This window comes from Actinoplanes sp. NPDC019969 (assembly GCF_055562375.1).
Genome location: NZ_JBVHFK010000007.1, coordinates 486,342 through 500,986, shown reverse-complemented (window position 1 = coordinate 500,986; position 14,645 = coordinate 486,342). Strand labels below are relative to the sequence as shown.

The 14,645-nt window shown below is 73.9% G+C and carries 10 protein-coding genes; 6 read left to right on the top strand and 4 right to left on the bottom strand.

What is annotated here, in order from left to right; genetic code table 11:
- Positions 1-2 precede the first annotated feature (2 nt).
- Genes ACZ3II_RS23460 through ACZ3II_RS23450 form a run of 3 tightly spaced genes read left to right on the top strand, consistent with a single transcriptional unit; the run spans position 3 to position 5,124 of the window.
- Complete coding sequence (locus tag ACZ3II_RS23460) at positions 3-2,075, top strand: hybrid sensor histidine kinase/response regulator (RefSeq protein WP_465519838.1); 2,073 nt, start codon at positions 3-5, stop codon at positions 2,073-2,075.
- Positions 2,072-3,139 carry a chemotaxis-specific protein-glutamate methyltransferase CheB gene (gene cheB, locus ACZ3II_RS23455; RefSeq protein ID WP_465519837.1) on the top strand — a complete coding sequence of 356 codons (1,068 nt, stop codon included), beginning with the start codon at positions 2,072-2,074 and terminating at the stop codon, positions 3,137-3,139. The genes ACZ3II_RS23460 and cheB overlap by 4 nt, the downstream gene beginning before the upstream one ends.
- A complete protein-coding gene (locus tag ACZ3II_RS23450) occupies positions 3,136-5,124 on the top strand; it encodes a response regulator (protein WP_465519836.1) in 1,989 nt (662 codons plus the stop codon). Before cheB ends, ACZ3II_RS23450 begins: the two co-directional genes overlap by 4 nt.
- Before the next feature lie 3 nt (positions 5,125-5,127).
- Here the strand turns inward: ACZ3II_RS23450 and ACZ3II_RS23445 are convergent, their stop codons facing one another.
- The 3 genes from ACZ3II_RS23445 to ACZ3II_RS23435 form a co-directional block, all read right to left on the bottom strand.
- On the bottom strand, positions 5,128-7,299 hold the full coding sequence (locus tag ACZ3II_RS23445; protein WP_465519835.1) for an N-acetylmuramoyl-L-alanine amidase: 2,172 nt from the start codon (positions 7,297-7,299) through the stop codon (positions 5,128-5,130).
- A gap of 121 nt (positions 7,300-7,420) precedes the next feature.
- A complete protein-coding gene (locus ACZ3II_RS23440) occupies positions 7,421-9,928 on the bottom strand; it encodes an FtsX-like permease family protein (protein WP_465519834.1) in 2,508 nt (835 codons plus the stop codon).
- On the bottom strand, positions 9,925-10,692 hold the full coding sequence (locus ACZ3II_RS23435; protein ID WP_465519833.1) for an ABC transporter ATP-binding protein: 768 nt from the start codon (positions 10,690-10,692) through the stop codon (positions 9,925-9,927). The genes ACZ3II_RS23440 and ACZ3II_RS23435 overlap by 4 nt, the downstream gene beginning before the upstream one ends.
- A gap of 139 nt (positions 10,693-10,831) precedes the next feature.
- On the opposite strand from ACZ3II_RS23435, the gene ACZ3II_RS23430 reads away from it, so the two are divergent.
- A complete protein-coding gene (locus tag ACZ3II_RS23430; protein WP_465519832.1) occupies positions 10,832-11,998 on the top strand; it encodes a sensor histidine kinase in 1,167 nt (388 codons plus the stop codon).
- Entirely contained in the window at positions 11,995-12,633 is a 639-nt protein-coding gene (locus tag ACZ3II_RS23425; RefSeq protein ID WP_465519831.1) for a response regulator, read from the top strand. Before ACZ3II_RS23430 ends, ACZ3II_RS23425 begins: the two co-directional genes overlap by 4 nt.
- Before the next feature lie 70 nt (positions 12,634-12,703).
- On the opposite strand, the gene ACZ3II_RS23420 is transcribed toward ACZ3II_RS23425, so the two are convergent.
- Positions 12,704-13,606, bottom strand: coding sequence for a DMT family transporter (locus ACZ3II_RS23420; RefSeq protein WP_465519830.1), 903 nt, complete (start codon positions 13,604-13,606; stop codon positions 12,704-12,706).
- Positions 13,607-13,676: 70 nt separating this feature from the next.
- Between ACZ3II_RS23420 and ACZ3II_RS23415 the strand changes: the two genes are divergently transcribed.
- A complete protein-coding gene (locus ACZ3II_RS23415) occupies positions 13,677-14,591 on the top strand; it encodes a LysR family transcriptional regulator (RefSeq protein WP_465519829.1) in 915 nt (304 codons plus the stop codon).
- The last annotated feature ends 54 nt before the right edge of the window (positions 14,592-14,645 follow it).

Sequence of the window (14,645 nt, the reverse complement as noted above, 5' to 3'; positions counted from 1 at the left end):
TGATGCCAGAACCGAAGGACCCGCTGCGCTACTTCCGGATCGAGGCGCGGGAACTGGTCGACCAGATCAGCTCCGGCGTGCTCGACCTGGACCAGCGGCCCGGGCCGGAGCCGGTGGCGCAACTGCTGCGGGCCGCGCACACCCTCAAGGGTGCGGCCCGCGTGGTCAAGCAGAAGGAGATCGCCGACCACGCGCACGCGTTCGAGGAGATCCTGGTCCCGCACCGCGGTGAGGCCGCCGCGCCGCTGGCCGCCGAGCAGATGCGGGAGCTGCTGCGGCTCAACGACGAGATCGCGGCCCGGGTCGGCCTGCTGGAGAAGCCGCCGGAGCCGCCCGCCGCGGCCGGCGCCGCCACCGCCACCGCGACGCCCGCCGTGCCGGAGCGGGAGGAGATCGTGGTCAACCCGCGGGCGGCGACCGCGGACCTCGACGAACTGCTCGACGCGATCGGTGAGACCAACGCCCGGATGGCGCCGCTGCGAACCGGCTGCGCCACCGTCGAACGGCTGCACCGCACCGCGGCCGGGCTCGCCGACCAGTTGCGCGCCGGCCGGGGCGCGTCCACCGCGCACGCCTCGGCGGAACGGCTCGCCGGGGAGCTGGGCTCGGCCAGCCGCCGTTTCACCGACGCCGTCGACCAGATCGAACGGGAACTCGACGACGTCCGGGCCAAGGCCGAGGGGCTGCGGCTGGTGCCGGTCAGCACGATCTTCACGGCGCTGCGGCGGGCGGTCCGGGACGCGGCCGACGCCGAGGGCAAGCGGGTCCGGTTCGACGCCCGAGGCGGCCGGATCCGGATGGGCGCGCACCTGCTCGGGCCGGTCAGCGGCGCCTTCCTGCACGTGGTCCGGAACGCCGTGGTGCACGGGATCGAACCGGAGGACGTCCGGCTGGCCGCCGGGAAACCGGCCGAGGGGACGATCACCCTGGAGGTGGAGCGGCGGGGCCGGTACGCGGCGTTCCGGTGCGTCGACGACGGGCGCGGGTTCGATCTGGAGGCGTTACGGCGTACCGCGCAGGATCGTGGTCTTCTCGCGCCGTCCGGCGCGCCGGACGCCGGGGACCTGCTCGATCTGGTGCTGCACGGCGGGATCAGCACGGCGCCGGCGGTGACCGAGGTGTCCGGGCGGGGCATCGGCATGGACGCGGTCCGGGAGGTCGCCGTCCAGCTCAAGGGCGACGTGCGGGTACGCAGCGAGCCGGGTGCGGGCGCCACCGTCGAGCTGGTGTTCCCGCTGGCCCTGCTCGCCATGACCGGGCTGAACGTGGAGGCGGGCAGCACCCTCGCGACAGTGCCGCTGGACGCGGTGCGCGGCTGTGTGCGGCTGAACGCCGAGGAGGCGGCGGGCGCGGCGGTCACCGGCCGGATCGTGTACGACGGCAGCGCCGCCCCCTTCCTGCCGCTGGCCGAGGCCCTGTACGCCGGCTCGACCGTCCCCGGCGACGCCCCCGGTCTCGGCGCCGCCGTCGTCATGACCGGCCCGGCCGGCCTGTTCGCGATCGGCGTGGACCGGCTGGCCGGCACGTCCGCCCTGGTCGCCCGGCCGCTGCCGGACCTGGCCCCGGCCTCGCCGGTGATCGGCAGCGTGTCGGTCGACGCCGACGGCAACCCGCGGCTGGTGCTGGACCCGCAAGGGCTGGCCGAGGAGGTGGCCCGCGGGCACGCCACCGGGGCCCGGCCGGAGGCGGCCGCGGCGTCGGTGCCGCTGCCGGTCCTGGTGGTGGACGACTCGCTGACCACCCGGATGCTGGAACGCAGCATCCTGGAGTCGGCCGGGTACGAGGTCGACCTGGCCGCGTCCGCCGAGGAGGCCCTGGAGATGGCCCGGGCCCGCCGGTACGGGCTGTTCCTCAGCGACATCGACATGCCCGGCCTCAACGGCTTCCAGTTCGTCGAACGGACCCGCGCCGACCCGGCGCTGGCCGGTGTCCCGGCGATCCTGGTCAGCTCGCGGGCCGGCGCCGCCGACCGGGACCGCGGCCGGGCCGCCGGGGCAAGCGCCTACGTGGTCAAGGGCGAGTTCGACCAGGAGCAGCTGCTGGCGCACATCCGGCGACTGGTGGTCCGCACGTGACCCGGGTGCTGATCGTCGAGGACTCCGCGACCATGCGGCACCACCTGCGGGAGGCGCTCGCCCCGGACCCGCAGCTGGAGGTCGTCGGGGAGGCAGCCGACGGGGTGCGGGCGGTGCAGATGACCGCGCGGCTGCGGCCCGACGTGATCACGATGGACATGATGCTGCCCGGGATCAGCGGGCTGGCCGCCACCGAACAGATCATGGCCGAGCATCCGACGCCGATCCTGGTGGTGTCGTCGGCGGACCGGGAGGAGTCGTTCAGCACGTACAACGCGCTGGCCGCCGGGGCGGTGGACGTGCTGGAGAAGCCGCGCGGGGACGACTCGGACGCGGACTGGGCGATGCGGTTGCGGACCTCGCTGCGGCTGGTCGCCCGGATCCGGGTGATCACCCATCCGCGGGCCCGGCTGGACGGCAGGGTCGCCACGCCGGTCCCGGCCGCCGCGCCGGCCTCCCTGCCCGCCGCGGCCGGCAACGGCCTGTCCGTGGTCGCGGTCGGCGCCTCCACCGGCGGGCCGGCCGCGCTCACCGAGCTGCTGCGCACGCTGCCCCGTACCTTCCACCCGCCGGTGCTGTGCGTGCAGCACATCGCGGCGAGCGAGCAGTTCGCTGTCGCGTTCTCCGACTGGCTGGCCGGGCAGACGTCCCGGAACGTGCGGTACGCGGTCGACGGCACCCCGATCGGCCGGTGCAACGGGCAGATCCTGCTCGCTCCCCCGGACCGGCACCTGTTCGTCCGCGACCAGCTGCTGCGGCTCAGCGTGAGCCCGCCCCGGCACTCCTGCCGGCCGTCGGTGGACGTGCTGTTCGAGTCGGTGGCCGAGGAGTTCGGGCCGAGCGCCGCCGGCTGCCTGCTCACCGGGATGGGCCGGGACGGCGCGTCCGGGCTGCTGGCGATGCGGGCCCGGGGCGCGGTCACGTTCGCCCAGGACGAGGGCAGCTGCACGGTGTACGGGATGCCGCGGGAGGCGGCGCTGATCGGGGCGGCGCAACACGTGCTGCCGCCGGCCCGGATCGCCGCCCGGCTGGGCGAGCTGCACCCCGCGGCGGTGTGGCGATGACCCCGACCGTGCTGATCGTCGACGACAGCCTGACCGTGCGGATGGATCTGCACGAGGCGTTCTCCGACGACGGGTTCGCGACCATCCTGTGCGCCACCGGGGCGGAGGCGCGGACCGCGTTCGCGGGGACGCCGTTCGACGCGGCGGTGCTGGACGTGCTGCTGCCCGACGCCGACGGCCTGGAGCTGCTCACCGAACTGCGCCGCACCCCCGGCCGGGACGGGGTGGTGACGATGCTGCTGTCCAGCGAGAACGAGGTGAACGACCGGCTGGCCGGGCTGCGGATCGGCGCCGACGAGTACGTGGGGAAGCCCTACGACGCGGGGTACGTGGTGGCCCGTACGCGGCAGTTGCTCGGGGAGATCCCGGACCGGGCCGCCGACCGCACCACCGTCCTGGTCATCGACGACAGCATGACGTTCCGGGAGGAACTGCGGGACCTGCTGGAGCCCGAGGGGTACACGGTGCTGACCGCGTCCGGCGGCGAGGAGGGCCTGCGGATGGCCGCCGACCGCCGCCCGCACGCGATCATCGTGGACGGGGTGATGCCCGGCATCGACGGCGCCACCGTGATCCGCCGGATCCGCCTCGACCCGGCGCTGCGGGACACCCCGTGCCTGCTGATGACGGCCGCCGACGACTACGCGACCGAGATGCAGATGCTGGACGCCGGCGCCGACGCGTTCGTGCGCAAGCAGCAGGATCTCGCGGTGGTGCTGGCCAAGCTGGCGGTGGTGCTGCGGCAGAGCGCCGAGCAGCTGCCGATCGAGGCGATCGGTGGCGTGCACGGGCCGGGCAAGGTGCTGACCGTCAGCCCGGACCGGACCACGCTGGAGCTGTGGGCCGACTCGCTGCGCGCCGACGGCTACGACGTCGTCCGGGCCACCGGCATCGAGGAGACCCTGGAACTGCTCGCCGCCCAGCCGGTCGACTGCATCGTCCTCGGTTTCGACCACGACATCGACCGGGCCCGCGACGACTGCAAGAAGCTGCGCGCCGTCCCGGAGATCGGTGACCTGCCACTGGTGATGACCGGGGCCGAGGAGCGGATGCTGGACTGCCTGGCGGCCGGCGCCGACGACTACGTGTGCGACACCGACGTGCTGGAGGGCCTGCGGATCCACGTGCGCGCGCAGATCCGCCGCAAGCAGTCGCACGACGAGGCCCGCCGGATCCGTGAGGAGCTGATGCGCCGGGAGCTGGACGCCGCCGAGGAGCGGGCCGCCCGGCAGCTCGCCGAGACCCGGGCGGCGCTGGTCGAGGAGCTGGAGTGGCGCAACCGGGAGCTGGAGGCGTTCTCCGGCTCGGTCTCCCACGACCTGCGGGGGCCGCTGCAGGTGATCAGCAGTTTCGCCGAGCACCTCCTGGAAGAGGAGGAGGAGCCGATCGGCGAGATCACCCGGCACCGGCTGACCCGGATCCACGCCGCCGCGATGCGGATGGCCGACCTGGTGGAGTCACTGCTGATCCTGGCCCGTGCCAGCCGCGGCGACCTGCGCCGGGCGGAGTTCGACATGACGGCGACGGCACGCCAGGTGGTCGCCGAGGTCGCGGCCCGCGACCCCGACCGTCAGGTCGCCTTCACGGTACGGGAGGACATGACCGCCGACGCCGACGAGGGCCTGGTCCGGGTGATCCTGGAGAACCTGATCAACAACGCGGTGAAGTTCAGCGGCCGGGTCGAGCAGCCCGCCGTCGAGGTGGGCAGCGACGGCGACCGGTTCTACGTGCGGGACAACGGCGCGGGGTTCCCGGCCGAGCAGGCGGGCTCGCTGTTCCGCCCGTTCGCGCGGCTGCACGACGCCCGCGAGTTCCCCGGCACCGGCATCGGCCTGACCACCGTGCACCGGGCGGTGGAGCGGCACGGCGGCGAGATCTGGGCGGAGAGCGAGATCGGGCGGGGCGCGACCTTCTGGTTCACGCTCCCGCCCGCCCAGGACCACCCCGGCCCGGAGCGGCGCGGTCAGCCACGCCGCTCCGGGTGAGGGTCACTTGACGTACGCGAGGCCGTCCGAGATCACCCACGGTCGGCCGGTGGTGCCCTGCGCGACGACGGCGACGGTGTGCTTGCCGTAGGTCAGGCTGCGGGTCCACACCGCCTGCCGGTACAGCGTCGACGCCGACTTCAGGTCCACGGTCGCCACCTTCACGTTGTCGACGTAGATGTCGGCCAGGCCGGAGACGCTCGTCCTCTGGAACAGCAGCGCCGCCGAGTTGCCGGTGAAGGTCCAGGTCAGCTTGCTGTTCTTGACCTTGGTGGAGAGGACGTTGCTGTTCAGGTTGGACGTGCCGCCGCCCGCCGACCAGGTGCCCGCGCGGGTCGCCGTCGTCTCCGGGGCGAGGACCACGGTGCGGGTGTACGGGTACGGGCGGGCGTTGCCCACGTAGTCCCGCGCGGTCAGGCTGTAGTTGGTGGCGACGCCCGGCTTGACGGTCGGCGACCAGCTGGTGACGGTGCCGGCCAGGGCGGCGGTCTGCGGCTGGGTCACCTGGATCCAGCTCACCTTGACGTTGTCGGCGGCCCGGAACCAGACCGTGACCGGCGCGGCCGTGGCGCTGTAGGTGCCGGTCCGCAGGACGGTGAACGGCGGCGTGGTGAACGTCGGGGCGGCCGGGTCACCGGTCACCGGGTGGCCCGCGCCGGTCAGCGTGACTCCGGAGGAGTGCACCGCGCGTACCGACACGGTGTGCCTGCCCGCCGGGACCGCCACGGCGGCGCTGCGGGCGGCGGGCAGCGCGGAACCGGCCTTCGTGCCGTCGACCAGCAGGTCGAAGCCGGTCAGGCCGGCCGCCGGGTTGGCGGTGTACGACCAGTTCGCGGTCACCGACTTCTGCACGTACGGCGCGCCGTCGATCATCGTGACGCCGGTCAGCGGCGCGGCCGTGAAGTTCGCGGCGGTCCGGATCCGCAGCGACGGCAGCTGGGCGTAGAGCTGGTCGCCGGGGCACTCGGTGGCGTAGCCGTCCCGGTGCCCGGAGATCCGCTCGAAGGAGTGCACGGTGCCCTCCGGCCACTTGCCCGCGGTGCCGCGCTGGGTCAGCTCGACGGTCGTCATCGGGTCGAAGCCGTACGCGCCGAGCCGGGCCGCGGCCACCTTGGCGACGGTCGCCTGGGCGGCCTCGCTCGCCTGGATCGAGGTGTAGGTGCCGATCACCGCGATGCCCGTGGTGTCGGTGTTGAAGCCGTAGGTGTGCGCGCCGATCACCGGCTTGTCCACCCCGCCGACCCGGCCCTCGAAGAGGGTGCCGCACTTGTCGACCAGGTAGTTGTAGCCGATGTCGGACCACTTCTCGACGTTGACGTGCCAGCGCTGGATGCCACGGACGATGTCGTCGGACTGGTCGCAGCTGTAGTCGTCGCCCGCCGGGTCGGCGGTGTGGTGCACGAACACGGCCCGGACCGCGGTGCCGACGGTGATGTCGGGGATCACGATGCTCTCGTCGGCGCCCCACTGGGCGCGCGAGACGTAGCTCGGCAGCGCCGGGACGGCGGCGGCCGCGGCAGCCGCGGCGGCGGACGGCGACCCGGTGGGCTCGGCCAGGCCGCCGCCCTGACCGCCGGTGCCCGCCTTCTCCTCACCGGTGTCGATCATGGCGACCCGCAGGCCGGCCGGCAGCGGCTTCGCCGCACCCGCCGGCGGGACGATCCGGGCGGCCACGCCGTTCGACGGGCCCACCCACAGCGGCGAGGTCGCCCCGGCGCCCGGCCGCTCCGCCTCGCTGCCCCGGTCGGGGCCGCGCTCGGAGACCTCCAGGGTCCGCCAGCCCGACCAGCGGCCGGTCGACGCGCTCCGGGTCTTCACCTGGATCACGCCGGCCGGCACGGCGTCCGGGTCGGTCCAGGCGATGCCGAGCATGCTGAACGTCTCGGCCGGGCGCTCCGGCACGTCGAGCTTGGTGGCCGCGGTGCTCTTCGGCGCGATGTCGAGCGAGCGCACGGCGGTCTCGACCTTCGGCGGCGCGGTGGTGGCGGCCGGTTTCGGCAGCGCGACCGGCTCCACCTCCCGGTCGGTGACCGGCACCGACGCCACCGGCTTCGCGGGCGCGGCCGTCGCCGCCGCCGGATCCTGCTCCGCCGGGCGGCTCAGGGCGTAGGCGCCCCCGCCCGCCGCGAGCACGGCCACCGCCGTGCCGATTCCGATCGCCAGCTTGCGCCGCATCCCTGTGTCCCCCGCATTGATCGACAAACGTTGCGGCCGGAACGCTACCGGATGGTCGCATCCCCCGGTCACCCCCGGCCGGTTTCCGGCGGCGCCGGAACCGGCCGGGGGTCGTCCCCCGTCAGTCGGTGCCGAGCGCGGTCACCGGGCTCACCTTCGCCGCGCGGCGGGCCGGCAGCACCCCGGCCAGCGCGGTCAGCGCCACCAGCACGGCGAACACGGCGAGAAGCTGCCACCCCGGGAAGGTGAGCGGCGCGTCCAGGCCGATGGCGGAGACGGCGAGCCAGGCGTACGGGACCCCGAGCACCAGCCCGAGCACCGCGCCGATCACCCCGTACAGGGCGGATTCGGTGGTGAGCATGGCGTGCAGGCTGCCGCGGGTCATCCCGACCGCCCGGAGCAGGCCGGACTCGCGGACCCGTTCCACCACCGACAGCGCGGTCGTGGCGCCCACCCCGACGACGGCGATCAGGACGGTCAGCCCGATCAGCGCCAGGGCGATCACCATCAGCATCGTGAACGCCTCGTCCACCTGGTCGCGCTGGTCGGCGAGGACCTCGACGCTGAGCCCGGGCTGGACCCCGGCGGCGGCCCGCAGCGCCCGCAGGCCCTCGGTCCGGCCGTTCTCGCCGTCACCGGCCGCGTCGGCGAGCACCCCGGTCGGCGCGGCGGGCACGCCGAGACCGGTCAGGTCGGCCGGGTCGACGAGCACGTAACTGTGCAGCGGGGCGTCGCCGCCGAGGATCGCGGCGATCGTCACCCGTACCTGCTTGCCCTGGTGGGAGACGGTGAGCGGGTCGCCCACGCCGAGGCCTTCGCTCTCGGCGATCCAGCCGGCGACGGCGGCCCTGCCGGGGCCCAGGCCGGTGATCGCGCCGTCCCGGACGTCCAGGTCACCGAGCCGGGGCACGGCGGTCATCGACACGTCGGTGACGATCGCCTCCTCGATGGCGCCGACCTTGGGACCGATGACCCAGCGGTACGCCGTGACGTGCGTCAGCTCGCCGCTCTGTGCCACCCGCTCGGCGATGCCGGGCCGCAGCGTGGTCCCGGGAGCGCCCTTGAGCTCGAAGTCGGCCGGCGCGGACGCCACCGTCTCCCGTTCGGCGAGCACCCGCATCGAGTCGCCGCCGACCAGCACCCCGGCGACCAGGGTGACGCCGAGCGACACCACCACCGACACCGCCGCCGCGCGGCGGGCGCTGCCGCCGACCCCGCCGACGGCCAGCTTCCCGACCGGGCCGAACCAGCTCAGCGGTTTCCCGGCGAGCAGCAGCACCGGCCGGACCAGCACCGGGCCGAGCGCGATCAGGGCGATGAACGCGAGCCCACCGGAGGCGACGACGGCGAGCAGCATCTCCTGCGCGGGGTAGTCCTGCTGGTTCGGCGTGGGCAGGTTGGCCCCCACGTAGCCGGCGAGACCGGCGGCGGCCAGGGCGAACAGCAGCCCGGTGGCCGCGCGGAGCCGGCCGATGCCCCGCTTGGCGCCGGTGCTCGCGGCGGAGCGCAGCGCCTCCAGCGGCGCCACCCGGGCCGCGGAGATCGCCGGGGCGAGCACGGCGACGACCGTGATCGCGACAGCGAGCAGGATCGTCCCGGCGGCTTCGGCGAGGGGATATCCGGGCCGGGCCACCTCGTAGCCGGCGGCGCCGAGCCCGAGCGGGATCAGGTGGCCGGCGGCGAGGGCCGCGAGCACCCCGGTGACACCGGCGACCAGGCCGGTGAGCACGCCCTCGGCGGCCAGCGCCCGGGCCAGTGCGCCGCGGCTCGCGCCGACCGCGCGGAGCAGGGCCAGCTGCCGCATCCGCTGGGCGAAGACGATCCGGAAGGTGGAGGCGGCGATCAGCCCGGCCGCGACCACGGCGACCGCGACGAACACGCCGACCACGATGAACAGTTCGTCGAGCTGGTCGGCGGAGGCGCGGGCCTCCTGCAACCGGACGTCGGCCCCGGTGGCCACCTTCGGCGACGCGTCGGGGACCTTGTTCTTCGTGAGCGCCAGGATCCCGGTGCTGATCGCGTCCGGGTCGGCGCCGGGGTCGAGGCGCACGTCCAGGCGGTACTGGAAGTCGCCGCCGTTGACCCGGTTGATCGTCGCCACCGGCCCGAACGCCAGGTAGCCGAAGTCGTCGCGGGGCTGTGCCACCCCGACCACGGTGAGCTTCACCGGCTTGCCGTCGCCGCCCTCGACGGTGGTGGTGACGCCGACGCCGAGCGCCATCCGCTCGACGGTGCGCGGCGTGACGGCGATCTCGCCGGCCGCCACCGGGAACCGGCCCTCGGTGAGGGTGACCGTGCTCAGCGGGCCGCTGCCCGGGTCGGTCTGCAGGATCAGCGGGCCGGCCGGGGTGCGTACACCGGCCTCGTTGCGGGCGGCCACCTCGGCGACCCCGGGCAGCTCGCTGATCGCGGCCAGGTGCTTGGAGGTGATCTCCCCCTCCTGGACGACCAGGTCGACCGTCTCCGGGGTGCCGCTGAGCCCGTTGACGGCGCTGCGCTCGGTGATCTGCTGGGCCAGCACTGTCGCGTACACCACGAACGAGGCGACCAGCACGGCCAGGCCGGTGAGCAGCAGCCGGGCCGGGCGTTTGCCCACCCCGGCGAGCTGGGTGCGCAGGACGGCGTTCACCGGCGGGCCGCCAGGTTCTGCAGGGCCTCGGTGACGGCGGCGATGCTCGGCTGCCGGATCTCCCCGGCGAGCTGCCCGTCGGCGAGCATGACGACCCGGTCGGCGTACGCCGCCGCAGCCGGATCGTGGGTGACCATGACGATCGTCTGCCCCAGGTCCCGCGCCGAGTCCCGGAGCAGGCTCAGCACCTCGGCGCCGGACCGGGAGTCGAGGTTGCCGGTCGGCTCGTCGGCGAACACCACCTCCGGGCGGGAGACCAGCGCCCGGGCCAGCGCGACCCGCTGCTGCTGACCGCCGGACAGCTCGCTGGGCAGGTGGCCGAGCCGCCCGGCCAGCCCGAGCGTGGTGATCAGCCGGTCCTGGAACTCGGTGTCCGGCTTGCGGCCGGCCAGGTCCAGCGGAAGCGTGATGTTGGCGGCCGCGGTGAGCTGCGGCAGCAGGTTGAACGACTGGAAGACGAACCCGATCCGCTCCCGGCGGGCCTTGGTGAGCGCCTTGTCCGGCTGCTTCGTCAGGTCGGTGCCGCCGAGCAGCACCTGACCGGAGGTGGCCGTGTCGAGCCCCGCCAGGCAGTGCATGAGGGTGGACTTGCCGGAGCCGGACGGGCCCATGATGGCGGTGAACCGGCCGCGCTCGAAGCCCACGGTGACGCCGTCGAGCGCGCGGACCGCGGTGTCGCCGGCGCCGTACACCTTCACCAGGTCCACGGCCGCGACCGCCGCCAGGCCGTCACGGTCCACGACGGGTGAGGGATGCCTCTGCATGAATGCTCCAAGCTCGCTGGGAAACGACTCGATGGATCCTGGTTGATCGGCGCAACCACCACATCCACCCGGCGTCAGGGAGCCCACTCTTACTTTCGGCCGATGGAGGCCCGATCCCTCCCGACTACTGTGGGTCACGATGATGAACGACACCCTGTTCAAGCTGGGCCAGCTGGCGGCCCTCGGCGCCCTCGCCGTGCTCGGCCTGATCGACGTGCAGGGCGGCATCCTCAGCAACGGCGTGGACGTCGGGCTGTGGCGGGTGGCGACCGCGGTCGTCACGGCGGCGGTGTGGCTGCCCGCGCACCGGCCGGACTCGGAGTTCCTGCCCCGGGCCGGGTTCCTGCTGGGCGCGCACGCGCTGCTGCTGACCGCCGTCCTCTTCCGGCATTCCGACAGTGACAGCATCTGGGGTCTGGCCGAGTCGGCGGCGCTGCTCGGGGTGCTGATGGTGACCGCGCGCCGGGGACGGGCGCTGACCGCCGTGCCCGCGGTGGCGGTGCTGCTGATGGCGGTGTCCACCATCCCCCTGCGGTCCGGTGACACGTTCAGTCAGACCGTGGTGTTCTGCCTGATGCAGGCGCTCGCCGGGACAGCCGCGATCGGTGTCGGGGTCTATCTGCGCACCCTCGAGGGCAACCGGCAGCGCGCCGTCGACACGGTCCGGGCCGAGCAGCGCGCCGAGTTCGCCCGCGACCTGCACGACTTCATCGCCCACCACGTGACCGGGATCGTGGTGCAGGCGCAGGGCGCCCGGTTCATCGCCGAGCAGGACCCGCAGCGGGTGCTGCTGGCCCTGGAGCAGATCGAGCAGGCGGGCGCCGAGACGATGGCGTCGATGCGGCGGATGGTCGGGGTGCTGCGGGACTCCGAGTCGCGGCCGGACGCGCCGCTCGCGCCGATCGCCGGGGTGGACGATCTGGAGGCGCTGATCGGGCAGTTCACGGCGGCCGGTGGGCCGCCGTGCCGGCTGCACCGGGACGCCGACGTCTCGGGGCTGGCGGTGGAGGTGTCGACGTCGGCGTACCGGGTGGTGATGGAGGCGCTCACCAACGCCCGGCAGCACGCGCGGGACGCGACGGTGGTGGACGTGTGGCTCACCCGTACGCCCACGCACCTGATGGTCCGGGTGACCAACGACGGACCCGCACCCCGGCCGCCCACCCCGCGTGACCGGCAGGGTTATGGTCTCGTCGGCCTCGCCGAACGGGTCCGCGCGGTGGGTGGGCGGATCACCGCGGGGCCCGGCGTCGGCGGCGGATGGGTCGTCGACGCGGTGCTGCCGCTGGAGTGGAGTGAATCGTGATCAGGGTGATGATCGCCGACGACCAGGCCATGGTCCGGACCGGCTTCGGGATGATCATCGGCGCGCAGCCGGACATGGAGGTCGTCGGGGAGGCCGCCGACGGGGTCGAGGCGGTCGAGGCCGCTCGCCGGCTGCGGCCGGACGTGGCGCTGATGGACATCCGGATGCCGCGGATGGACGGGCTGCAGGCGCTGCGGCTGCTGGCCGGCCCGGACGTGCCGGACCCGGTGAAGGTGGTCGTGGTGACCACCTTCGACCTCGACGAGTACGTGCATCAGGCGCTGCTCGGCGGCGCGGCCGGGTTCCTGCTCAAGGACTCCGGCCCGGCGCTGCTGATCGAGGCGGTCCGTGCGGCGGCCTCCGGGGACGCGCTGGTCAGCCCGTCGATCACGGTACGGCTGTTGCGTCACCTGGCGGCCCCGCAACCGTCCGGCGACGACGGCGGCCTGTCCCCGCGCGAGCTGGAGGTGGTCCGGCTGACCGCCCGCGGCCAGACCAACGCGGAGATCGCCGGGGAGCTGTTCATCTCGGTCGGGACCGTGAAGACCCACCTCGGCAGCATCCACGGCAAGCTCGGCACCCGGAACCGGGTGGAGATCGCCGCGTGGGCCTGGGAACGCCGTTTGGTCTCCTGACGGGGGATCTTTTCCCCTAAAGCCCCCGAAGCCGCTTGATCCGTTATACAAAGGTCCTGGTCAGAGCCGATCAGATGGGGAGATCGGCCCGGTCTTCGAGCCGGTCTCCCCGCCTCTGCGCCGCCCGTGCCGGCCGGGTGCACAGCCAGCATCCGGCGACCACGAGCGCGAACCCGGCGATCGTGCCGGGACCGATCGGCTCGTTCAGCAGGATCACCCCGAGCAGCACCGCGACCACCGGGTTGACGTAGGTGACCAGGCCCGCCTTGTTGGAGCCGGCCAGCCCGATCAGCTGGTAGAACGCGAGCAGCGCGACCGCCGTGCAGAACACGCCGAGCACCGCGAGGGAAGCCCACGCCTGACCGCTGACCGGTTCGGTGGGCAGCGCGAACAGGCTGATCGGGATCAGCACCAGCGAGGTGGTCACGGTGGTGCCGACGGTCAGCGCCTCCGGCGGCAGGTGCGCGGCGCGGCGCTGCACCAGGATGGTGGCGTACGCGTAACTGACCGCGGCCGCCAGCACCATCGCCGCGCCGAGCAGCCCGTAGGTGTCGCCGCCCAGGTCCAGGCCGACCAGCACGACCACCCCGGCGAACCCGGCGACCAGCCCGGCGATCCGGGTTGGGGAGAGCGGCTCGGTGTTGGCCAGCAGCAGCGCGATGACCACCGGCTCGACGGCGATCAGGATGCCGGTCAGCGACGAGGTGATGTGCTGCTCGCCGTACGTGATCAGCAGGAACGGCCCGATGATGTGCACCGCCGAGATCAGCGCCACCACCTTGAGATGGCCGCGCAGCGCGCCGAGGGTGCCGCGGAGCAGGGCGACCGGGATGAGCACGGCGGCGGCGATGGCGGCGCGCCCCGCGACCACCAGCACCGGCGACAGATCGTCGATCGCGATCTTGATGAGGAAGTACGGGATGCCCCAGAGGAACGAGACCGCGGCGAACAGCAACCAGGCTTGACGATTCACACGCTCAGACTGCCCCCGTACGGTAGTAAGCGGAAGCGGTCACTTACTGATGCCGTGTTAAGGAAAACTGATGATCGACAGTCGTCGTCTCCAGGTTCTCACCGAGGTCGCCCGGCACGGCAGCTTCAACCGCGCCGCCGCCGAGCTGCGGCTCACCCCGTCCGCCGTCTCCCAGCAGATCAGCGCTCTGGAACGCGCCGTCGGCACCGCCGTGGTCCGGCGCAGCACCCGCGGCGTCGAGTTGACCGAGGCCGGCCGGGTCCTCACCGAGACCGCCGAGACCATCGCCGCCGAGCTGCTCACCGCGGAACGGGAGATCGCCCGGCTGGCCACCGCCCGGCGGTTCACCGTCGCCACCTTCACCAGCGGCGGCCAGCGGATCCTGCCGCCCGCGCTGACCCGGTTCACCGCCGAGCACCCGGAGGTGGAGCTGACCGTGATCGAGAGCGAGCCGGAGGACAGCCTGCCGCTGCTGCGGACCGGCGGCGCCGACCTGGCGCTGCTCTACCACTTCGAGACCGGGCCGCTGCCGATGCCGCCCGGGGTGGAGTGGACGCCGCTGGCCGACGACCCGATGTGGATCGTGGTGCCGGCCGGGCACCGGTTCGCCGGGCGGGACAGCCTGACCATCGCCGAGCTGGCCGGGGAGCGCTGGGTGCACGGCTGCCTGTCGGTCGGCGAGATGCTGGAGCACTACGCGGCGCTGGCCGGTTTCGAGGTGCGGACCGCGTGCCGGGGCACCGACTACCAGTTCGCGCAGTCGCTGGTCCGGGCCGGGGTGGGCATCTCGATGATCCCGGAGGTGGCGCTCACCGCCGACGCGTCCGGGCTGACCGCGGCCCGCCTCCTGCCGCCGGGGCCGTGCCGTTTCGTGGGGGTGGCGACCAGCCGCCGCCGGCGCACCGACCCGCTGGTGGCGACCCTGCTGCGGATGCTGCGCGAGACCGTGGACGCGCTGCCGGCGGCGCCCCTGACCACACCCTGACCCGATACCTCCGGAGGGTGCCGATCCCGGTGTCCCGGATGTCCTCCGGCACCC

Excerpts from the sequence above, each read along its gene's own strand:
- ACZ3II_RS23460 (WP_465519838.1), top strand. The coding sequence starts at position 3 with ATGCCAGAACCGAAGGACCCGCTGCGCTACTTCCGGATCGAGGCGCGG.
- ACZ3II_RS23450 (WP_465519836.1), top strand. The coding sequence starts at position 3,136 with ATGACCCCGACCGTGCTGATCGTCGACGACAGCCTGACCGTGCGGATG.
- ACZ3II_RS23445 (WP_465519835.1), bottom strand. The coding sequence starts at position 7,299 with ATGCGGCGCAAGCTGGCGATCGGAATCGGCACGGCGGTGGCCGTGCTC.
- ACZ3II_RS23435 (WP_465519833.1), bottom strand. The coding sequence starts at position 10,692 with ATGCAGAGGCATCCCTCACCCGTCGTGGACCGTGACGGCCTGGCGGCG.
- ACZ3II_RS23430 (WP_465519832.1), top strand. The coding sequence starts at position 10,832 with ATGATGAACGACACCCTGTTCAAGCTGGGCCAGCTGGCGGCCCTCGGC.
- ACZ3II_RS23415 (WP_465519829.1), top strand. The coding sequence starts at position 13,677 with ATGATCGACAGTCGTCGTCTCCAGGTTCTCACCGAGGTCGCCCGGCAC.